Raw genomic sequence first — 21,314 nt, forward strand, 5'->3', positions numbered from 1 at the left:
AAAGCAAGGCTTCTAATAAATTCAAAATTATCATGAATAGCTACTTACGTTTATCAACCCAAATATTCACATTAATCATCGTAACGATATTACTGATAGCCTGCGACTCTAAAAAAGACCCAGAACCAGTTACCATTTCCGGAAAATGGATAAATACATCACACGTTTATGAAACCTGGATTGATGGTACTAAATCTTCTACAGAGACCGTTCCGATTGATGATGATAACACTATTAGAATAGTTTTCAACCAAGACGGTACTTTTGATCAGGAATTTCTGAACTCCGGCGTTCTTGACGAGCGAAGCGGAAAATATACCGTTGTAAATGACACCCTAACGGTTGAATTTGAACCTAATTCGTTTACGCAAAAGTTCCGCGTAGATTTCGTCGGTGCTAGCGAAATGATATTAAGTGAGCAAAGAAAAAGAGTTATAAAAGAAGGTAAGGAAATTGTAGAGAAAGAGGTGCTTAACTTTAAAAGGGAGTAATCTTATAGATCATTGTACAAATAAACCAACAAATTTACCTCCTATTTATAGGTATTTCATATTTGTTTTAATTTGCTGAACTTTAAGCGAAGCTTTATAAAGATGCAAAAGATCGTACTTATCATTATAGGCTTGTTTTTTTCGATTTAAATTATCTTCCGAACAGAAATATCATACTACACCGTTGATCGATGAAACGATCTTGCAACTGGAAAGCTCCATCGGCGAGTTGCGCCGCATTGCCCGTAATATGATGCCCGAAACGCTTATTCGTTCCGGTCTGGAAGTTGCCTTGGGAGACCTTTGCATTTCGCTTACATCAGACACGGTAGACATTGAGTTTCAGGCAGGAGATATTCAAGAAGGGATGGATGTACAGACCCAGGTCAATATTTATAGGATTATTCAAGAACTCCTGGCAAACGCTATCCGTCACGGAAAAGCGACTGAGATCCTTGTGCAATGCATCCAGGGTGAAAATAATGTACTGATCACGGTAGAAGATAATGGAAAAGGATTTGATTCTAAAGACCAAATGCCCTCCAAAGGAATCGGTCTGAACAATATAAAAAACCGAGTGGACTTGATGAAAGGCAATGTGCAGATCGATTCGGTAATCAATGAAGGTACAACGGTCAACATCGAGCTGCATGTCTAATGAAACAATTTTATCACGCACTTTGTAAATGGATTTTATTTCGCCGTCGTTGAGTTTTTGTCTGACAACAGCATTGAAACGCTCATACAGCGCGAAGATCGTGTTTAAGTAACCTCGTATATTCACCAGGTCTAGACTAAAAAAATAAAAGAAAATTTGCGAAACCGAAAAGTTGCATATATATTTGCAATCAATTGGTTTCATAATTTAAAAAAATAGCAAAATGAGAAGAGATATCTTCCAGGCCATAGCAGACCCCACGAGAAGGGCAATCATCACACTGATAGCATTACAAGCCATGACGCCCAATGCCATTGCCGAGCATTTCGATACAAGTCGGCAGGCAGTTTCCAAACACCTGCGCATCTTGGCAGAATGCGAACTCATAAAGCAGGAACAAAAGGGCAGAGAAATCTATTACCAACTTGAGATTAACAAAATGAAAGAAATAGACAAGTGGCTGGAGCAGTTCCGCAAAATTTGGGAAGACCGCTTTGATAACCTGGATAAATTATTGGCAAAAATACAAAAGAAGTAATCCATGGAGAGCACGGGAAACCGGGAAATGAAAATGATTTCAGTCATCAACGTATTCAATGCCAAAGAAGGGCAGGAACAGAATTTTGAACGGCTTGAAAAATATCTTGAACAATTAAAGCATAGCAATCATGAACAGTAATCTTTTATTTGATTTTTCCGTAAACAAGGAGAGTAATACCATTCACATCACACGCGAATTTAATGGCAGCCTCGAACTGGTTTGGCAGGCCTGGACAACACCCGAGCTGCTCGATCAATGGTGGGCTCCAAAGCCTTACCATATCGAAACCAAATTATTGAATTTAAGCGTAGGCGGAACATGGCTCTACGCAATGGTTAGCCCACAAGACGAAAAAATGTGGTGCAAAGCTGATTACAAAACGATTGAAACCAATAAATTGCTGTCTTGGCTAGACGCTTTTTGCGATGAAAATGGAAACGAGAATAACCTAAAGCCACGTTCTTTATGGACCAATAATTTTTCTGAAAACAAGGGTATCACCACCGTCTATATCACCTTGAAGCACGAAAAATTGGAAGACATTGAAACAATGATTGAAATGGGCTTCAAGGAAGGACTCACTATGGCGCTTGAAAATCTTGATCAATATCTAGAAGCACAGTTCAAACTTCGCAAACAGAACAAAACAAGTAACGTAGCAAGGGTTTGTACTTACCTGAATTTTGACGGAAAAACAGAAGAGGCATTTTTGTTTTACAGATCAGTTTTCAAAACAGCATTTATAGGAAAAGGCATGCAGCGTTTTGGTGACATTCCTGCCGAAGCAGGACATCCGCCGGTTGCAGATGAGATAAAGAAAATGATTTTGCATGTTGAATTGCCGATTACAGGCAATCATATTTTAATGGGAACGGACGCACCAAAAGAAATGGGGTTTACGCTTGCCAAGGGAAACAATATGCACATCTGTATTGAACCTGAAACACGTGAAGAAGCCGACAGATTGTTTAATGAGCTTTCTTCAGGTGGAAATATTACCATGCCGATGGCCGATATGTTTTTCGGCGCCTACTTCGGGGAGTTTTCCGACAAATACGGAATTAATTGGATGATAAATTTTCAACATCAATAAAACAGCAGAAAACATGAGCAGCAATTTATTATATGACTTCATAGTCAATAAAGAAAATAATACGATTCACATTACACGTGAATTTATGGGTAGCCTTGAATTGGTTTGGCGGGCGTGGACAACACCTGAGCTGCTCGATCAATGGTGGGGGCCCCAACCCTGGAGAGCTGAAACGAAAACAATGGATTTCCGTGAAGGTGGATATTGGCTCTATGCCATGGTAAGTCCTGAAGGCGAAAAGCATTACAGTAAATCCAATTTCATTGCTATCGTAAAAGAGGCATCATTTGCCTCGAAAGGTGGATTCAGTGATGAAAACGGCACGATAAACCCTGCTTTCCCGCAAAATTTATGGGAGAACAAATTTATTCCGGGAGATGATAACGTCAAGGTGGATATGCTACTGACCTATGATTCACTGGCCGACCTCGAAAAGGAGATAGAGATGGGTTTTAAAGAAGGTATAACCATAGATTTTCAGCAGTTGGATGCATTGCTGTCTACCTTTAAAAAGTAAAAACGTGTCTTATGGCAGGCCTTGTCTAATCGCTTTTGTTTCGCGTCATAAAGTTCAGGTAAACGCTATCATCATCGTTTATATACATGTCAATTTAACCGGCATTCAGAAGGACGTCAACCTCTTTGTACGATATCGTACAAAGAGTGTTCGCTACCGTACAGTACTGTTTCTTCGAAAAGCGTTCCATGTAGCAGTTAAAGGCTTTTCCAGTGTGGCAATACATTTGGGGAGCATTAAAAAACTGTAAAGAATTGTTTACAGTGGGCAACATTTCAGATTAACAGATATGATCAAGAGTTACTTAAAAACTGCCTGGCGCAACCTGATCAGGAGCAAAGGTTTTGCGTTTACTAACCTTTTGGGCCTCACTATAGGTCTTACCTGTACCATGTTCATCTTGCTTTGGGTGCGAGATGAACTTAACTATGATCAGTTTCATAAGAACTATGATCGTATCCATGTAGTGATTGCCAACCGGGGAACACCAGGTAATATTTTCACGGATTACAACATGGTGTTGCCCCTTGCAGGCGAAGTGGAAGCCAAGATTCCCCAGGTAAAAAGGGCCTGCGTAGCTACACAGGGTGATGATGTGACTTTCCGGTATGGCGATATACTTTTGAAAAAAAACGGACTAACCACCAGTGCTAATTTTTTTCAGCTATTTTCCTGGAAATTTATCAAAGGTGATGCTGTGTCAGCCGTTGCCGACCCTTTGTCTATTATACTGACAAAGTCGGCTGCCAAAGCCATCTTCGGCAACAAGGATCCAATGGATCAGGCCCTGACAGTTGTAGGAGAAAACCGTAATCTTAAAGTGACGGGGATTATCGAAGATCCACCCGGTAATTCCAGCTTTCAGTTCGATTTTATTCGTCTATTCAATTTTAGCGATCCGGAAACCAGGAAAATGTTGGATGAGTGGGTAAATTCCAGTTGGAGGGTATATGTCGAAACGGTTCCAGGCGCAGATATAGATCAGGTAACGGCAGCCATAAATGCCATAAAAAGGCAGCACGATCCCGGTGACAAAACCAGCACTTATTTTACCTTTCCGATGAGTAAATGGCGGCTTTACAGCGATTTCAAAGACGGGAAAAATGTGGGTGGCATGATCGAATATGTCCGGCTTTTTACCGTTATCGCCGTTGTCATTCTACTGATTGCCTGTATAAATTTTATGAATCTTTCCACCTCAAGATCAGAAAAAAGGTCTAAGGAAGTAGGGATACGCAAAACTTTGGGCAGCGGAAGAATACAGTTGGCTCTGCAGTTTATATGTGAATCTACTATATTGGTACTGTTGGCCTTTCTCTTATCACTTGCTGTGGTATTCTTGTTGCTTACGCCTTTTAACACCCTTGTAAATAAACAACTATCGCTGGAGCCCGGTCAGCCTTATTTTTGGCTCGGATCGCTGGCCATCATCCTGTTTACCGGAATTGTCGTCGGTAGCTATCCCGCATTGTATCTTTCCGCTTTTAATCCGGTAAGGGTGCTGAAAGGGATATTTTCTGGTGGAAAATCCGGCATCCTGCCCAGACATTTCCTGGTAGTAGGACAGTTTGTTGTTTCCATTCTCCTCATCTCCGCCACCATTATTGTATATCAGCAAATACAGTACCTCAAAAACCGTAATATCGGTTACTCAACGGACAACCTGATCATGGTGGATGGCACCAATGACATCAAAACGAACTTTTCGGCTATCAAACAGGAGCTGCTGTCTAGCAGGCTTGTACAGGCTGTTGCCCGATCAAATTCTCCTATTACACAGATCTGGTGGCGAATGGGAGCTCCCCACTGGGAGGGGAGACCGGAAGATTTCGCCGTTGTTTTTTCGGGTATTCGGGGCGATAAGGATTTTATCCAGACAATGGGCATTAAAATTTTACAAGGAAAGAGTTTCTCGGGGATGCCCGTCGATTCAACCAATGTGCTGCTTAACCGCTCTGCTGTGGAGTTGATGGGACTGAAAAATCCTATCGGCACAGTAATCAGCTTTGGAGATGAAAAATACCATGTCATCGGCGTGACCGAGAATGTAGTCATGGAATCGCCGTACCGGCCCGTTGAGCCTATGCTGACTTTTTATAGTCAGCACACCACGGGTATCCTATCGCTGCGGCTGGCTGAGGGGGTACTTCCGCAGCAAGCCCTTCCATTTATCGAATCGGTATTCAAAAAATATAACCCGGCTTACCCGTTTGATTACCGGTTTGCCGACGTGGAATTCGGTAGGAAATTTCTTACGGAAGAGCTGATCAGCAAGATCACCAACATTTTCTCGGCCCTTGCCATCTTTATCTGTTGTTTAGGACTGGCTGGCCTCGCTTCCTTCACGGTTGAAAAACGGTTCAGGGAGATCGGTATCCGGAAAGTACTTGGAGCGACTGTAAGTCAGGTGATCTTTCTGATTTCCCGCCAGTTTCTCAAACTCGTACTGATATCTTTTGTCATTGCCGTACCGCTTACCTGGTGGTCTATGCATAACTGGCTTGAAAACTATGCTTACCATATCCGGATAAGTGTTTGGGTATTCTTTGCAGTAGGATTATTGATCCTATTGCTCGCGTTAGTAATTGTCAGCGTGAACACGGTACGTGCGGCATTGGCTAATCCGGTGAAAAGTTTACGGAGCGAATAAGGATCGGATCAGCACTAGGTTAAGCGAGAGTATCTTTTTTATAAATCAAGGTATTTTAACCTTATTTTCAACTTTGTTTTCGCTTTCCTGCACGGAAGCTTTACCCGTTTCAACTTCGATTTCCTTGGTTGTCACAGCATAAGAATTAGGTCTTATTTCGGAATCATATTCCATCACATAAGCCTTTGTAAATTCTGCTCCGAAATAAAGGATCATGGCAGAATAGTAGGTCCAGAGCAACAAAACGACTAATGATCGTGCAGCGCCATACGTGTCGCCTGCACCACTCTTGCTGATATATAAAGAAATGGCTAATTTTCCGATCAAGAATAAGATAGCCGTTACAAATGCCCCAGTAAGTACATCTTTCCATCCAATGCGGGCATCGGGAAGCACTTTAAAAATGACGGCAAAGATCAACATCACAACGCCCAAGGTGATCAATTGATTTAGTATGTAAAAGGCGACGGTAGATACATTTTCATATTGTGTACGTAGATGGTCGCTAAAGCCGTCAAGTAACGTCGTAATAAACAGAGACACCAACAAGATAAAAGCCAAGCTGATAATGACCGAGAAGGAAAGGAACCGGTTCTGAAGCATTTTAAGCCATCCATTTTTAGGTTTGGGTTTAATGCCCCATATATGGTTAATAGAATCCTGTATATCGGCAAAAACGGTTGTGGCACCCACTAACAGGGTAACTGCTCCGATAACAATGGCTGAAGCACTTTTTCCGCTGATGGAAGCATTTTTTATGATGTCTTGTATTTGTAGAGCCGTATTTTTGTCGAGAAAAGCACTTAGTTGCCCGTATATTTGGTTTTGGGCAGTTTCCTGTCCTAAGAATATTCCGCATAAGGCGATGATTAGTACCAGTAAAGGTGCCATAGAAAATACCGTATAATAAGCCAATGAACCGCTCATTTTAGTTACATTATGATCCATAAAACTACTAACAGCATTTTTCAAAACGCTGATGACGGTTTTAAAGGTTAATTTTTTCCTGCCTTCTTTCATATTAATGCTGTTTTTCTGTTTACTGGACAAAGGAATAAACAGCGATCCATGCAATAAGTTTAAATAATGTGCCGAAGCCCTTTCTCAGACATGACAAACAGAACACCGTATCGATAATGAAATGATTGTAAAACATAAAATCTTTGCAGCATTTAAATTCGAAAATGATAAAGTAATCCAATGTAATGAATTAACTTTACTGACTGAAAGAAACATAAAGGAAAGCAATTTAGTGCGAGAAAAGTAAGCTAGGTAGCTTGATGAACTCCAACTAAATCGTTAAAATAGTACAAATAGAAAATGCAAATTACTAATAGCACTGAAAAAGACATACCTGAAATTTTTAGACTTTATAGCTTAGCCACAGCATTTCAGAAAATAAAATTCCCAGAAAACCAATGGCCGGAATTTGATAAGGCTTTAATAAACAAAGAAGTTGTTGAAAACCGGCAATTCAAATTAATGATTGATAACGAAATTGCCTGTATTTGGGCAATTACATACAGCGACCCCGAGATTTGGAGTGATGACGATGGCGCGTCTTCCATCTACATTCATAGAATAGCAACCAATCCAAACTTCAGAGGAAACAATTATGTAAAGATCATTGTTGATTGGGCTAAAAAATTTGCAAGGGATAAAAAATATATTAGACTGGACACCTGTGGTGAGAACCAGAAGTTAATACAACATTACCAAAACTGCGGATTTGAATTTTTAGGAATCAAAAAATTGGAAGACGCAACGGACTTGCCAGCACATTATCATCATGCAGATGTTTGCTATTTTGAGATAAAACTAAATTAAATGTGAGGGTTTTATCTGCATTTTTTACATAAATTCCATGCTGTATTTTTTTGGTTTTTTACCGATGTGTTTTTCAAACACTCTCGTGAAATGGCTTAGGTTTTCGAATCCCATTTGGTAACCAACTTCCGACACCGATCGTTTTTCATCTCGCAAAAGTCTAGCCGCTTCATTCATCCGTAAACGCTGGTAATAATCATAAATTCCCATTCCAAAAACTTGTGTAAAAATTTTGCGAAGTTTCAATTCATTCATTCCTGCAATCATTTTTAAATCCGCAATGGAAATGGGTTTGTTCAATGATGAAGCAATTTTATCCCGCACTTGGTAAATGGCTTTTATTACGCTGTCGTTGAGTTTTTGATGAACTGATTTTTCTCTCTTACGCAAACTTTGAAACAGATAAAAAAGCAATTCCATTGCTTTTAGTTTGTAGTGATAACTTTTAAGTGTGCTGGGTTGTTCTTGCTTTACAATGTCGTTTAACGTGCGTAAAATATCGTCCGTCATAATTTCTTCAATCAAAAAAATGTTTGTGCTATCAAATAAAAACTCAAAATGTTTCGCATCATCTCGCAGAAATGTTTTCAAATAGTTTGCGCTAATGGCAACCGAAAGATGCGTTGCTTGCGTGTTTTTCGTCATCGGAATTTTTTGTGATAATGCTACCGGAAACACACGTACATAGGGATTTTCATTATATTTTTTGATTTTTCCTTTGCTTGAATTTTGGGTATTATATTCAAATGCGTTGTAAAAATGAAAACTAATTCCGTCCCAAATTCCATTCAAGGTTGCCGTTTGCCGTACGAAACTTTTTTTCACGATAAATGAACCAAAATGCAGCATGAGTTCGGGCAGGAAATCGTACGATTTCAAAAACTTGATTTCAATGTTTCGTATATCCTTTCCTAAGATTTGCTCGAACCGCGTTCCGTATTGCGCAACGTTATTGATTTCTTTTCCCATAACTTTACGACTATTTTTATTAGTTATTTGGTTATTTTATTCGTAAAGGTACCTTTAATTTTGAAATACAAATAAAAGATTATGAAAAAGAACGTTTTAATATCAGGTGCAAGTTTTGCAGGTTTAACATTGGCATATTGGTTAAACAAGTTTGGTTACCAAGTAACTGTAGTAGAACTTGGTAAAGGTCTTCGAAAAGGTGGTTCGCCCATTGATGTGCGTGGCGAAGCCTTAAACGTGGTCAAAGAGATGGGTATCTATGAAAAAATTAAAGCCAAGGAATTTGTGCACGACACCGAAATCGTGAATGCAAAAAACGAAACGCTGGTTAGTTTTTCAATTAATGACTTCGATGAATACCATGGCGATATTGAGATAAATCGTGGAGATTTGGTGGATATACTGTACGAAATCGTTCCGAAAGGCGAAGTTGAATTTTTGTTTGGCAACAGCATTGAAACGCTCACACAGCACGAAGATCACGTTGATGTTACATTCGAAAATGGTGTGCGCAAAAATTTTGATTTGGTATTTGGCGCAGATGGTACACACTCTATCGTGCGAAAAGTAGTGTTTGGTGATGAAGAAAATTTCTCAAAGTTTTTTGGTGTTTATTTTGCATTTGCCGAAGCCAATCATATACCAACAGGCAGAGCCAAAGACACCGGAATAATTTATAGAGAAATTGGCAAACAAGCGGTACTTTATCAGTTTCAACATTCCGTGAATGCCCTATTGATGTTTCTTTCGCCCAAGCTGAATTGGGATTACCGAGATCATGAGCAACACAAACAAATTTTGAAAGAAACTTTCGGCGATGATACGAATTGGAAAATTCCTGAAATGTTAGACACCTTGCTGTATTCGGATAATTTGTTTTTCGATGAAGTGTGTCAAATTCATATGCCGACTTGGACAAAAGGACGTGTTGCCTTAATTGGCGATGCTGCATACGCACCGAGTTTTTTCACGGGAATGGGAACAACGTTGGCAATTGTCGGCGCAAAAAAATTAGTAGATGCACTTCTTTCAAAGGGAGATTACGAAGCTGCTTTCGTAGAATACAATGAAACATACAGACCTTTTGTCAAAAGTATACAAGCTCGCGTTACGCGAGGATTAAAAGCTCAATTGCCCGAAACGGAAGAAGAATTACAAGCATCAATTGAATTTTTTAAGCAAAGGGCAAAAGATTGAAATTCTTGACATTTACCTTTTTAGCCATAGGCATATATCATTTTTCAAAACGCACTTATTTAACTTTTTCGTAAATATATAATTCGTGAACTTCCGCTGTATAGCCTTCCTCTGTTAATGGTCCCTGAGACATGCCAAGAAGAATTTGTGTACCTCGATTATTTAAGACAACAAGATCATCATTTACAGGGTCGATCGAAAGACCTTCTATTTCTCCCGTACGCCGAAAATCGGACATTTCACGGAAAAGTGTTAGGCGACCCCCAAGAGCTCCAGCGGCAATCTTACCGGGTGTTTTTACCGGTTTATTATCAACCACAGCAAATTGTTCGCCATCTTTTAACCCCGTATAGGGAACTTGCCCTATATCTGCCATATAAATGTTATCGGCAATCTTGTAAGTAGCCTCTCCATCATCAGCGGTAAATAGTATCTTTCCATCTGCAATGAATATACCCTGGCACCAATACGGCACGGGCCGGCATTGCATCTTGCTATAATATGTGCCCGTTTCAAGGCTATAGCCATACACATAGCGGCTATCGACCCAATCGGACATCCAAATCCTATTTTTTTCCCGGTCAATAGCAATCCCGGATACTTCAACCTGTCCCGAACCTGATTCCCAGCTAAAATCCCGTTTCCACATTAAGGTCTTTGCGTCATAGACAGAAACGGCTATATTTTGACCGCGGCCATACGCAAACTTCTCCACACCACAATAGATTTCACCGTTAAAGATGTCGATATCACCAAAATGGTTCACAATTTCCGGATGCTGGAATGGTTGGAGATTCTTCATGACCATATTACCTTCCTTATCATATTTGTAAAGCGCCTCCGTGTCTGACACATAATAATATTCCTTATCGATTGCAATCCCCTGTCGCCCCAATACGGGTATCACCTTCTTTAAACGATACGATTTACCCAGATGTTGGGCGTTTGTTGCTAATCCGGCAACTATCATAACAAATAATAAAAGTACTTTTTTCATTGCGTTTAAAAGATTGATGATGCCCAGCGCAATGGGAAGCACCATCCAAGAGGATACCGAACGGATACCCCATTGTTGTGTTGTGTGTGTTGTTTCGGTAACGGAAATCTTCTATTCATTCACCCAGATTAATTAATGCTTACCCGAGATGCGTTTACGGATTCGGCTTAGCGACTGCGGTTTTATACCGACATACGAGGCAATATAATATTGGGGGATACGCTGTGCAACATCAGGATAATTCCTTAGGAATTTATGATACCTTACTTCAGGCGGGTCGGTATATAAAGATACGTTCTGACTGGCCGCGCTCACAAATACTTGTTCTATTGCCAAACGTCCGAACCGGTCCCCTGTTGTAACCTCTTTATAGAATCGCTGTATATTATCGTAACTGATCATCCAAATGGTGCTGTCTTCCAATGCCTGAATATTAATGTAAGAGGGAATTTGGGTCAGGAAGCTCATATTGTCACAGACAAACTCGTTTTCCTTATTGAAATAAGTGGTTTCTTCCACGCCATCGTTGTTAACATAATACCTCACAAGGCCGGTTTCAATAAAAATGACATGCCGACAAACGTTGCCTGCTTTCAGTAGATGTTCGCCCTTTTTTAGTTCTTTCTTCTGAAATAACGTGCGAATTATTATTTCGTCTTCAGAAGTAAGCGTTACATAACTTTTAATCTTGTTTATCAACGGTTCCATAGCGCTAAAATTAAGCAAATTCAAAATCATCACTTAATCTACGCGATAAAATTTTTTATATACCCCGGCTTCCGTAAATGTAAGAGAGCTATTAACCACGAAGGAGTAACTGATGAGGAGAGCATCTGTTTTTGTGTTTTTTATGTTCAATTCAATACTATTTATCCAGATCTGCTTCCGGTCTCTATCTTTTTCAAAATGCTGTAATATAAATCTGCGGTCATATGAGATTCTTCCATGGAAATACTCTTTGCCATTTATAAATACCTTTATTTTCTTTTTTGTATCCACCATATCCGGAGAAATATTTAATCGCAGTGATTTCACACGTGATGTTTCGATCCTAAAAACGTTGTTTGCGTATTGAGCTTTTATTTTGCCTGATCGATACGGGAAATCAAAAGCGTTTTTATCAACATTTTTGGAAATAAGACTATCATTCTTGTCGTATTCTAACCATTGGTGTATTTTGAAATTCAATTCCCTATGCCAATCGGCTTTCTCGGTCGAGGTATCTAAGATGATATCCGATAACCAATCGATGCTACCGTATTTATTATTATCAAATTCCCAAGATATTTCTTGTGGAAATGGATTTCTCTTTCTAGTTGCCAAATCCTTAAACAGTATCTTATAAGCAGATTCCGATTCATCAAATTCGGGAAACCAATGTGGGAAGCCTTCGTAACGATGCTCGTGATAATCTGCTTTGATGCTGTCCATTAGTTGGGTAAAGCAATCATTTGCATTTGGTGGATAATAATAATCTTCATCAGTTGAAAAATTGATGAAGGAACGATTCCGTATATTTTCAATATACGTTCCGCCAGTAAAAACTTTTGGATAGGTATTAAACCCGTAGAAGCCGGCAAAAGGAGTAGGCTGTTTCATCAAATATGAGAATGCGCCTGTCGCACCATTAGAATGCCCCGAAATAAAAATTTTATTGTCGTCCACGTTAATTGCGCGCTTAATTTGCTTTATCATTTCCGGAATCATAAAAAATCCATCGTCTGGCAGCATCCAGTTATATTTTCGGCTACCTTTCGGAAAAACTAAGATCACATCGTTCTGCTCTGCATATTTGGTGTAAAACCTATTCCACCCGTGTAAGTTATTTTCGGCTGTTTGGAAGTCCACGAGTGCGTTATTCCTAACAGCTCCGTGAAGAAAGAACAACAAAGCATAGCTTTTTTTGGGTGTATATCCTGCCGGAAGATGAACAAAAAAAGAAGTTCTGGTAGAGTCATTAATAGCGAATGAAATGGAATAGTCTCGTCTTTTTTTTACTAAATAGGGATTGTAATTTTTTATTGCCTCATATAAGTCTTTGGCATCTTCAATTTGCAATAAATCTGTCTTGGTTATAGCATAAAACTCATCTTCATTTTTTTGTAATTCTTTGTAAAACTTCGTTTTGTCAACCAGAGCCTTTTGCGTTAACTCGTTCCACTTGGGTTTGTCGAGCATGCTTTTATATTCGCTTTTTGCATATTTACTCAAAATGTAAGTCCATCCCGGGTAGCTGTCGTTTTTATCTTTTGGTGCCAAAAGTAAGGTGAGGTAATTAAAAGCGTTTTCAAAATCGTTAAGATCTGATGCCAGTACAGACGCTTTGTACAATCCTAGGTTATCAATACTATCTGGATATTTTTTAAAAGCGCGTTCATATCCATTTAGTGCCTGTCTGTAACCGGTAGTATCTTTTGCTTTCCACATGATTTCCAAAGCATTTTTGGTCAAACTAGTATAACTTTCCTGTCCATACGAGAAGAAAAAAGAAGATAGCAAAAGCAATAAGGTTGGTATATATCTCATCATGCCTGTTTTATAATACAAAGCTATCAGTTAATATTTTTAAAAGATTGTAAAAATGGAACATCGAATTTAGCTGTAGATATGCCAGTAGGTATCTTCATTTCCTAAAATGGTCCCTTTTGAGAAAAAAGATTTGGGCGAATTCCGTGTAAATTTCTTGTATATTTTATTAAAATGTGACTGGTCGGCATAATTAAACTCGTATGCAATATCTGTGAAATTCCCTTTAAATCCGTTAAGTTTTCTATTCATCGTTGCCCTAAACCATGCAATTTCATGGAATTTCTTAACTGAAATTCCTAAATGATGCTGAAAAAGTCTATTTAGATGCTGTCTGCTGATGTTCAATTCATTAGATAACTGCGTTACAGAGAGTTCCCTGCAATTGTTGAGAATAATGCCAATAGCACGTTGTAAAATTTCATGATAAAAACTTTTATGCCTCTTTACAAGTGATTGGTCTAATAATGCCGTTAGTTCTTCTATTGCTGTAGTAGCAAAAAAATCAAACAACTCGTCAGTAGCAAAGAAACTGTATTCCGTTGTTAGGCGCGATAAGTTTAAGCTATTATAAAACTGATTGATTCCAAGCGGATGGAATACAATTACAATACGATGTACAGGCCCCATTTGCTTAACATGAAGGATTTGTTGCCGAATCGGTGTAAAAATTTGAATAGGTTGAGCGTTATGCTTAAACGTTAAGTCTCCATTTGCCGAGCGGATATGGGATTTATACAAAGAAATGGTGTTGTTAAAATGCGGGAAACAATCAAATTGATTTTCAAGATTAAAAGGCTTTAAATCCAAGTAGTAATAATCAACATACTTGGCAACTAAGGTGTTTCGCGGTTTGAACGTTTCAAAAATCTGGTTCATATTGTTGGACTATTTCCAATAAGCAATGTCGTTATCTATCTCTGACATAATGAAGCTCATTTTTACGCTCTTATAAGCTCAAAGTTAAGTATAGATGAGCTTATTTTCTAATTGATTGGAGCTTATGTATTAGTAATGGGCTCACGTTGTATATATTTTAAGCTCAAAAAACTGCTTTTTGAGCTTAATTAGTTTAAGATATGAGCCTATAGGAAGCGTCTAAAAAGGGCGACTTCTTAAAATATAATAGTTACTTTCATACAACTACATAAGCTATGCACCTGAATCAAAATCTACAATCTTTCCTGAGAGCGCATTTCAACGGTTTAACCCTTAAGCAGCCTCTCTTTTATAATTGGCCCATGGCACTGCGTTTCAATTTGCAGCATGGCGAAGTAGGCACCACACCTTATTTTCAAGAAGTGGTTCATCGTGCAAACAAGTTATTCAATTAAGTATTCGAACTGGCAGACTCGCTTTTTTTTATACTAACCGATTATCGATATAAAAGGAGAAAAATACATGTTAGAAATTTTTGTTTTCAGTGCATTGATCAGTTGAAGAAAGAAGAGATATCCTTTAGCGTTTTACATCAACTGTATGATCATGATAAAGGCAACGTTTATAACCGGGCTGTTGTTCTAACAACGGTCGGCAGACTTGATGTTGTTTCGTTGCTAAGTGCCATTGCGCATAAAGATTTTCCAGGATGGCAACCACCGCTAGGGCAGGAGCCACTTTCATCAAAAGATATTTATTTGATAAACATCAGTAAACACATCATTTTTCACATGTACGATGATAGGGGGCTGGATATATTGGCGGCGGTTAAAGAGGATATAGGCTGGCTGTATCAAAAATACAAAGATTGGTTGTTGGATTACGATAGACAACAGATGGATGCAACCTTTGGCTTATCTAATGATTAAATTGATAGCATCGGGGCAGATTTAGAGATTTTGGTTTCACCATACTTGCAGGGAAATACCGAACATCCTTACAGCTTAGCCCAATTAAAATCCAAAAAAGTACGGTTACCGCATAACAGAACCTATTGGCCGGAGCGGGAGAATCTAATGTGGCATCGGGAACATGTTTTTAAATCATGATATCAACTTGGTTATTACGGTATCAGTATTTCCGGGCCGAGGTATCACAAAATGTGATACGATATTAATATTTCCATTTGTTCCACTAAGCATTTGTCTTTAGAAGATCAATTCTCTACGCACCGCGTAGCGAATCTCAGTTGGGCAAATTCTTTATTATACGAAAGATGATCCCATCTACCATTTAATTTCCGGCCACTCATAAGTAAGCTTGTCCACGGTTGTGTTCAACCGTTTGGCATCTTTCTTTAATTGCGAAATGGTTTCATCACGTAACAAGCCTGGGTTAAAATAACGTTTCATGATGGGGACAAGCTGCGAAAGTTTCCTTGCCTTGCTCTGTACTAAAAAATCAAGCGTTGCCATTTCCAGTAACGGAGCAGCATAATCGTCGTATGACAAGTTTAGATTAGTGATGGTTTGCAAGATGCCCGGGCCATATTGATCACTGCCTTCACTCAGTGCTTTTTCGGCAAGTGCTTCGAGTAAATACACCATTGCATAATGTTTGGCATCCATGCGGCGATAAGCCAATCGGTGGCGAAGTATGCCTATGGTAACCAACAAGTAGGGTAAAACATACTCGGTACTATAATAATATAAGGTGATATCTTCCGCGAAAGGAGTAGTGAATTCTTCTCTTCCCCGGGCGTCCTGCATTGCCTTTCTTACCTCATAGGCCAATGCTAAGATATTGTTGCTTTCAAAATTTTCTTCATCTATTTCATTAACAAAATCATGAAGAATACCATATAAATATTCAAGGTCAAAAAAATCACCTTTTAACGTAATACCTGTATTGTTTTTTGTAAGGGTTGCTTGTAACATATACAAAAATAAGTATAACCGACAAAAAAGAACAATTCCACAACTGCCATACCTCATCGGTGGTTGTATAGATGGATGTATTCTTTTGCCAAAGCTAATGCTTCCAAACATCATCATAGGGCTACCAGAAGGTCCCGGCATCATTGATGGATAACTTTTAACTTCCACCAAGTCTATTAGCAGATCAATTTTCCCTCTTTCTCTGGCCCACAAAAAAGTAGGTTTTCCACCCGGTTTAATGGCTACGGCTATAAATGCCATACTATCCTTATTTAGGTAATAAGCACTGATATCATTCGGTTTATAAGCACTGAATGATTTACCATCACTATGCTTGAAACGTATCTTGCCTCCGCTTGGACTTTTGATTTGCCCCCATAGGGGGAGATTTCCTAACGGTTTTAGGTAATTTGCTTAAAAATCTTTTACCTACGTAATACAATAGACTGTAATAATATATTCTGATATTTTCGAGAAAGGAGGGGTGAGTCCATTCTGTACCTCGATACCAAGAATCGGCGGCTTACTTCCGATGGAAATGCAAAAATATTTTAATGGCGTTCGCTAAGTAAAACAAATTCGTTAACTTGGTCTAGTTACTTTTCAGCCAAACCAAATCAAATAACAAATGAAGCAACAAAGCGATATCATTATTTATCAGAGCGATGACGGCATTACCCGTATTGAGACACGATTGGAAAATGAAACCGTTTGGTTGACACAGGCTCAAATGGCGGAGCTTTTTCAGAAAGATCGGAGCGTGATTACCAAACATATAGCCAATGTTTTTGAGGAAGGGGAATTAGATGAAAAAAGCAATGTGCAAATTTTGCACATTAGTACTTCAGATAGGCCTGTTAAGTATTACAACCTCGATGTCATCATCTCGGTAGGTTACCGTGTCAAGAGTCATCAGGGTACCAAGTTTAGGCAGTGGGCCACTGCTCGTTTACGGGAATACATCGTTAAAGGCTTCACGATGAACGACGAATTGCTCAAGCAAGCAGGAGGGGGCAATTACTTTGACGAACTATTAGCCCGCATCCGTGATATACGCTCGTCCGAAAAGATCTTTTGGCGCAAAGTATTGGATATCTATGCCACCAGTATCGATTATGATCCTAAGACCGAAATATCGCAAACCTTCTTCAAGACGGTGCAGAACAAGATGCACTGGGCTGCCCATGGCCATACTGCGGCAGAAGTTATTTATAAGCGTATCGATGCCGAAAAACCCCATTTAGGCTTAACTAATTTTAAAGGCGAATACCCCAGCAAGCAAGAAGTACAAGTTATAAAAAGTGTATACGTTAAGAAATTTAGGAGTTTCAACGATGTTAGCTTTCAGTTGGGCAATAATCTAACTGTTATTGCCGGACAAAACGGTACTCAAAAAACAACATTGTTAGGCATTTTAAGCCAACCCTTTTAAAAGCTCTTCCTTTTTGTTACCCAAAACATAAAACACTGCCCATCTTTAACACACACTATTTTAAGGATGCCTTGCCAAGGAGGCAATAACAGCCTAATAACTTTAATAATATGTTCGCGTCGACCTGCAAAAGACACAACTGTCCCGATGCTATCGGACATCTTGCGCTATTAGGTCTGCTGTGCCAACGAGATATCCAAAACCAAAGAAAAAGGATCAGGTGATTTTTTAAGTAATACTATCATTAAGCGGAACTGGTAAATCTGGATATAATTGTCAAATCCGACATTTTGGATTGCTTTGTTCCCTAAACCGGTCTGTTGGCTTATAAAAAATTACTTTAACAATCACACTAAAAAAAACACTCACAATAATGCATAAAATCATAAAAAACGCATTTAATTGGTTAATAAATCCCTTTTTACTAATTACATAAACCATTTTTATAAAAAAACATGCACAAAAATGCATTTTTTAATTTTTTTTCTTACTATTGTACAAGCAACCAATTACACCCCATTAAACTGAGACCAACAACGTGTAACGTATTGTGATATTCGTGCAAATGGAGTGTTAAAACTAAATTTCATAAGATGGCAAAAAAGGTTTATTTATTATTAGGGATGATTATTATATTCATCATTCCTGCCTGGGCTCAACAAGTCATAACAGGCGCAGTTACATCTGCAGCGGATGGTACACCGCTGATCGGCGTATCAGTCAGGGTATCCGGAACCAGTATCGGTACCAGCACCAATGCTGCAGGACATTTTCAAATCAGCGCCCGGAAGGGTGCCACATTGGTATTCAGTTACATCGGGTACATCAGTCAAGACACCCTTGTGGGTGATTCAGCCGTCATCAACATCCATCTGGCAGCAGACAATGCGTTGGATGAAGTAGTAGTGGTAGGTTATGGCACGCAACGCCGTTCTGAATTAACAGGCTCAGTAAGTACAGTCAAAGGGGAGCAAATTAGTGCCCAAGCGGTTAGAAGCCCTTTGCAGGCTCTCTCGGGAGTTACACCGGGCGTCGAAGTGCTCCAAAACTCCGGTCAACCGGGAGCAGCACTTAGCGTGCGCGTACGCGGTGGAAATTCCCTATTAGGCAGCAACGAACCGCTCTATGTGATTGATGGCTTTCCGATATCGGGATCTCTGGAGCAGCTCAACCCGAACGACATTCTATCGCTCGATGTACTGAAAGACGCATCGGCCACAGCTATCTACGGCTCGAGAGGAGCGAATGGCGTGGTGATGATCACGACCAAAAAAGGATCGGCAACAGGCACCAAGATCGAATATAACGCATATTATGGTTGGCAAAGCGTGTACAAGAAGTTAGATTTACTATCTGCGCATGATTATGCTGTATTGGCCAATGAGCGAGCGGCCAATGATGGTGAAATACCTTACTTTACCGATGACGAAATTGCCTCCTTCGGCGAAGGAACGGATTGGCAGGATGAAATCTTCAGCACACAGCCTATACAAAACCATTCCTTACTGATTGCAGGCGGAAATGAAAAGACAAAATTTAGCATTTCTGGCAACTACCTCAATCAAGATGGTATCATCCTGAATTCGTATTATAAACAGCTGCAACTGCGTAATACCATCGATCATGAACTGTTCAAAGGATGGAACGTATCGTTGAACACGATCATTAACCAAGGGAAAAGCAATATTCTGAAAAGCGATAATACAGAACGCGGTAGCGGTGTACTAAGCGGTGCGCTGGTTGCCCCTCCCACGCTTGATGTTTATAATGAAGATGGTACCTACTCCAATATTAAAGCTTATGCCTTCAGCCCGGATATTGCTGAAAACCCGGTTATGACGGCTCTGGAACGGACAGATCTGACCACCAAGAAAAGTTTACTTACCAACGGGGCCCTGACCGGAAACATCACGAAAGATCTGGTATTCCGTTCTGCCGTAGGCCTTGAATACCAGAATAACCGAGGCGATTACTATTCTCCGCGCATGTTCCAGGTATCTGCTACGGGTGATGCCACGCTTTCTTACGGGGAAGTACTGAACGTGGTGAACGAAAATACACTGACCTATACAAAGCAGTTGAATGATGATCACCAGATTAAAGTACTAGCTGGTCTCACCAATCAGAAAACAACTGAACAAGGGGTAACCACTGGCGCGACGGGCTTCGCATTAGATGTACTGGAAGACTTGGCCCTACAAACAGGCAACACACCCAAAACGCCAACCTCGTTCCGTACTGAATACTCCGTTTTATCTTATCTAGGCCGAATAAATTACGCTTATAAAGATAAACTGCTCTTAACTGCCAGCATGCGGGCAGATGGTTCATCCCGCTTCGGAAAGAGCAATAAATGGGGCTATTTCCCTTCAGTAGCTGCGGCATGGCGCATTAGCTCAGAGGAATTCTGGAATAACCTCTCCGAAACGGTGAACGATTTCAAACTGCGGGCCAGCTGGGGTAAAACGGGCAACACCTCGGTATTACCTTACCAATCGCTTAACATTTTAACGGGCCTGCCCGTCGTTTTCGATGATAATATCGCCGTAGGATATGCGCCTAGCAACCTACAACCCAATCCGGAACTGAAATGGGAAACAACCAGCCAATACGATCTGGGTATTGACGTTGGATTGTGGAATGGACGCATGAACCTGGTGGCAGACTACTATTATAAAAAGACGAACGACCTGCTTACCTCCTCACCCGTACCACTAAGTACCGGCTACCTCACCCAAGCTATGAACGTGGGCAGCGTAGAGAACAAAGGATTTGAAGCCAGCCTCTCCGGCGCAATCATAGAAAAAACGGATTTCAGCTGGAACATGGGTATTAACCTTTCCATTAACCGCAACAAGGTCCTGTCGTTAAAAGACGGGGCTGACATCTTTGGTACCACACTCGGACTGCCTGTAGGCTTACCGGTTAGCCTAGTACGCGAGGGATATCCCGTTGGCGTGTTCTATGGCTACTTAGAAGATGGATTGACCGCCGATGGCGCCATCAACTTTGTTGATCTGGATCAAAGTGGTTCCATTACCGCAACCGACCGTACAATTATAGGCGATCCGAACCCAGATTACACCATCGGACTGAACTCAACTGTTTCTTATAAGAATTTTTCGCTCTCCTTCTTGATCAACAGCGTGCAGGGCAACGACATTTTTAACTATACGTACACTAATATAGCAGATGGCTTTAGTTTCGGAATCAACCAGATACAGGATGTGATGGGGAACTATTGGACAGCAGAGAACCCCAACCAACAGGCAACATATCCGAAGATCAGCAAAAACACCAAATATTTGGCATCCGATCGATACGTATATGACGGATCCTATATCCGGATGAAAAACATCCAGTTGGCCTATACATTTAAAAACCTTAAAATCAATACACTAAGTTTAGCTAATTCGCAAGTATATATATCGGCGCAAAATCTATTTACCATTACCGACTATCCGAACTATTCTCCGGAAGTGAACACAGTAGGCGGAGGTATATCCCGTGGGATTGATCAGTATGGCTATCCGGACGCCCGTACTTTTCTAGTTGGGGTAAGACTTAAATTTTAATCCATTGTGGAGGCATAATCATATA

18 protein-coding genes and 1 pseudogene are annotated in these 21,314 nt (G+C 40.0%); 12 read left to right on the forward strand and 7 right to left on the reverse strand.

Going from position 1 to position 21,314, the window contains the following annotated elements:
* The first annotated feature begins 32 nt into the window (after window positions 1-32).
* The 7 genes from ABD930_RS06165 to ABD930_RS06195 all read left to right on the forward strand — a co-directional run bounded on the left by ABD930_RS06165 (window position 33) and on the right by ABD930_RS06195 (window position 5,950).
* Complete coding sequence (locus ABD930_RS06165) at window positions 33-491, forward strand: lipocalin family protein (protein ID WP_345230837.1); 459 nt, start codon at window positions 33-35, stop codon at window positions 489-491.
* Between the two features lie 184 nt (window positions 492-675).
* Window positions 676-1,149: a sensor histidine kinase gene (locus ABD930_RS06170; RefSeq protein ID WP_345230838.1), complete on the forward strand. Its 474-nt coding sequence runs from the start codon at window positions 676-678 to the stop codon at window positions 1,147-1,149.
* A 223-nt stretch (window positions 1,150-1,372) separates the two neighbouring features.
* Window positions 1,373-1,687, forward strand: coding sequence for an ArsR/SmtB family transcription factor (locus tag ABD930_RS06175; RefSeq protein WP_345230839.1), 315 nt, complete (start codon window positions 1,373-1,375; stop codon window positions 1,685-1,687).
* A 3-nt stretch (window positions 1,688-1,690) separates the two neighbouring features.
* Entirely contained in the window at window positions 1,691-1,828 is a 138-nt protein-coding gene (locus ABD930_RS06180) for a hypothetical protein (protein ID WP_345230840.1), read from the forward strand.
* Window positions 1,818-2,783, forward strand: coding sequence for an SRPBCC domain-containing protein (locus ABD930_RS06185; RefSeq protein ID WP_345230841.1), 966 nt, complete (start codon window positions 1,818-1,820; stop codon window positions 2,781-2,783). The genes ABD930_RS06180 and ABD930_RS06185 overlap by 11 nt, the downstream gene beginning before the upstream one ends.
* 13 nt (window positions 2,784-2,796) lie before the next feature.
* Window positions 2,797-3,300 carry an SRPBCC family protein gene (locus ABD930_RS06190; RefSeq protein WP_345230842.1) on the forward strand — a complete coding sequence of 168 codons (504 nt, stop codon included), beginning with the start codon at window positions 2,797-2,799 and terminating at the stop codon, window positions 3,298-3,300.
* A gap of 289 nt (window positions 3,301-3,589) precedes the next feature.
* The gene (locus ABD930_RS06195; RefSeq protein WP_345230843.1) at window positions 3,590-5,950 is read left to right on the forward strand and encodes an ABC transporter permease; all 2,361 of its coding nucleotides are present in this window, start codon (window positions 3,590-3,592) and stop codon (window positions 5,948-5,950) included.
* 45 nt (window positions 5,951-5,995) lie between these two features.
* On the opposite strand, the gene ABD930_RS06200 is transcribed toward ABD930_RS06195, so the two are convergent.
* Window positions 5,996-6,970, reverse strand: a complete 975-nt coding sequence (locus tag ABD930_RS06200) for a YihY/virulence factor BrkB family protein (RefSeq protein ID WP_345230844.1) — start codon at window positions 6,968-6,970, stop codon at window positions 5,996-5,998.
* 300 nt (window positions 6,971-7,270) lie between these two features.
* Between ABD930_RS06200 and ABD930_RS06205 the strand changes: the two genes are divergently transcribed.
* Window positions 7,271-7,777, forward strand: a complete 507-nt coding sequence (locus ABD930_RS06205; protein ID WP_345230845.1) for a GNAT family N-acetyltransferase — start codon at window positions 7,271-7,273, stop codon at window positions 7,775-7,777.
* A 24-nt stretch (window positions 7,778-7,801) separates the two neighbouring features.
* On the opposite strand, the gene ABD930_RS06210 is transcribed toward ABD930_RS06205, so the two are convergent.
* The gene (locus ABD930_RS06210) at window positions 7,802-8,746 is read right to left on the reverse strand and encodes an AraC family transcriptional regulator (protein WP_345230846.1); all 945 of its coding nucleotides are present in this window, start codon (window positions 8,744-8,746) and stop codon (window positions 7,802-7,804) included.
* An 81-nt stretch (window positions 8,747-8,827) separates the two neighbouring features.
* Between ABD930_RS06210 and ABD930_RS06215 the strand changes: the two genes are divergently transcribed.
* Complete coding sequence (locus ABD930_RS06215) at window positions 8,828-9,943, forward strand: FAD-dependent monooxygenase (protein WP_345230847.1); 1,116 nt, start codon at window positions 8,828-8,830, stop codon at window positions 9,941-9,943.
* A 55-nt stretch (window positions 9,944-9,998) separates the two neighbouring features.
* Here the strand turns inward: ABD930_RS06215 and ABD930_RS06220 are convergent, their stop codons facing one another.
* The 4 genes from ABD930_RS06220 to ABD930_RS06235 form a co-directional block, all read right to left on the reverse strand.
* Window positions 9,999-10,940 carry a YncE family protein gene (locus ABD930_RS06220; protein ID WP_345230848.1) on the reverse strand — a complete coding sequence of 314 codons (942 nt, stop codon included), beginning with the start codon at window positions 10,938-10,940 and terminating at the stop codon, window positions 9,999-10,001.
* Window positions 10,941-11,072: 132 nt separating this feature from the next.
* Window positions 11,073-11,648 (reverse strand): Crp/Fnr family transcriptional regulator, encoded by a 576-nt coding sequence (locus tag ABD930_RS06225; protein WP_345230849.1) that lies wholly within the window; start codon window positions 11,646-11,648, stop codon window positions 11,073-11,075.
* 33 nt (window positions 11,649-11,681) lie between these two features.
* The gene (locus ABD930_RS06230; RefSeq protein ID WP_345230850.1) at window positions 11,682-13,469 is read right to left on the reverse strand and encodes an alpha/beta hydrolase-fold protein; all 1,788 of its coding nucleotides are present in this window, start codon (window positions 13,467-13,469) and stop codon (window positions 11,682-11,684) included.
* A gap of 66 nt (window positions 13,470-13,535) precedes the next feature.
* Window positions 13,536-14,345, reverse strand: coding sequence for a helix-turn-helix domain-containing protein (locus tag ABD930_RS06235; RefSeq protein ID WP_345230851.1), 810 nt, complete (start codon window positions 14,343-14,345; stop codon window positions 13,536-13,538).
* A 275-nt stretch (window positions 14,346-14,620) separates the two neighbouring features.
* Here ABD930_RS06235 and ABD930_RS21835 point away from each other — a divergent pair.
* A pseudogene (locus tag ABD930_RS21835) lies at window positions 14,621-15,274 on the forward strand (DUF3885 domain-containing protein).
* A 357-nt stretch (window positions 15,275-15,631) separates the two neighbouring features.
* On the opposite strand, the gene ABD930_RS06245 reads toward ABD930_RS21835, so the two are convergent.
* The gene (locus ABD930_RS06245; RefSeq protein WP_345230853.1) at window positions 15,632-16,543 is read right to left on the reverse strand and encodes a DUF6904 family protein; all 912 of its coding nucleotides are present in this window, start codon (window positions 16,541-16,543) and stop codon (window positions 15,632-15,634) included.
* A 367-nt stretch (window positions 16,544-16,910) separates the two neighbouring features.
* Here ABD930_RS06245 and rhuM point away from each other — a divergent pair, with 367 nt between their 5' ends.
* Window positions 16,911-17,714: a RhuM family protein gene (rhuM, locus tag ABD930_RS06250; protein WP_345230854.1), complete on the forward strand. Its 804-nt coding sequence runs from the start codon at window positions 16,911-16,913 to the stop codon at window positions 17,712-17,714.
* 593 nt (window positions 17,715-18,307) lie between these two features.
* Entirely contained in the window at window positions 18,308-21,289 is a 2,982-nt protein-coding gene (locus ABD930_RS06255) for a SusC/RagA family TonB-linked outer membrane protein (protein ID WP_345230856.1), read from the forward strand.
* Window positions 21,290-21,314 lie beyond the last annotated feature (25 nt).

Source organism: Olivibacter ginsenosidimutans (genome assembly GCF_039542865.1).
Classification (GTDB): Bacteria; Bacteroidota; Bacteroidia; order Sphingobacteriales; family Sphingobacteriaceae; genus Olivibacter; species Olivibacter ginsenosidimutans.

Bases quoted from the DNA above. Each gene is read 5' to 3' on its own strand.
- ABD930_RS06165 (WP_345230837.1), top strand. From the start codon at position 33: ATGAATAGCTACTTACGTTTATCAACCCAAATATTCACATTAATCATC.
- ABD930_RS06175 (WP_345230839.1), top strand. From the start codon at position 1,373: ATGAGAAGAGATATCTTCCAGGCCATAGCAGACCCCACGAGAAGGGCA.
- ABD930_RS06180 (WP_345230840.1), top strand. From the start codon at position 1,691: ATGGAGAGCACGGGAAACCGGGAAATGAAAATGATTTCAGTCATCAAC.
- ABD930_RS06185 (WP_345230841.1), top strand. From the start codon at position 1,818: ATGAACAGTAATCTTTTATTTGATTTTTCCGTAAACAAGGAGAGTAAT.
- ABD930_RS06190 (WP_345230842.1), top strand. From the start codon at position 2,797: ATGAGCAGCAATTTATTATATGACTTCATAGTCAATAAAGAAAATAAT.
- ABD930_RS06195 (WP_345230843.1), top strand. From the start codon at position 3,590: ATGATCAAGAGTTACTTAAAAACTGCCTGGCGCAACCTGATCAGGAGC.
- ABD930_RS06200 (WP_345230844.1), bottom strand. From the start codon at position 6,970: ATGAAAGAAGGCAGGAAAAAATTAACCTTTAAAACCGTCATCAGCGTT.
- ABD930_RS06205 (WP_345230845.1), top strand. From the start codon at position 7,271: ATGCAAATTACTAATAGCACTGAAAAAGACATACCTGAAATTTTTAGA.
- ABD930_RS06210 (WP_345230846.1), bottom strand. From the start codon at position 8,746: ATGGGAAAAGAAATCAATAACGTTGCGCAATACGGAACGCGGTTCGAG.
- ABD930_RS06215 (WP_345230847.1), top strand. From the start codon at position 8,828: ATGAAAAAGAACGTTTTAATATCAGGTGCAAGTTTTGCAGGTTTAACA.
- ABD930_RS06220 (WP_345230848.1), bottom strand. From the start codon at position 10,940: ATGAAAAAAGTACTTTTATTATTTGTTATGATAGTTGCCGGATTAGCA.
- ABD930_RS06225 (WP_345230849.1), bottom strand. From the start codon at position 11,648: ATGGAACCGTTGATAAACAAGATTAAAAGTTATGTAACGCTTACTTCT.
- ABD930_RS06230 (WP_345230850.1), bottom strand. From the start codon at position 13,469: ATGATGAGATATATACCAACCTTATTGCTTTTGCTATCTTCTTTTTTC.
- ABD930_RS06235 (WP_345230851.1), bottom strand. From the start codon at position 14,345: ATGAACCAGATTTTTGAAACGTTCAAACCGCGAAACACCTTAGTTGCC.
- ABD930_RS06245 (WP_345230853.1), bottom strand. From the start codon at position 16,543: ATGGCATTTATAGCCGTAGCCATTAAACCGGGTGGAAAACCTACTTTT.
- rhuM (WP_345230854.1), top strand. From the start codon at position 16,911: ATGAAGCAACAAAGCGATATCATTATTTATCAGAGCGATGACGGCATT.
- ABD930_RS06255 (WP_345230856.1), top strand. From the start codon at position 18,308: ATGGCAAAAAAGGTTTATTTATTATTAGGGATGATTATTATATTCATC.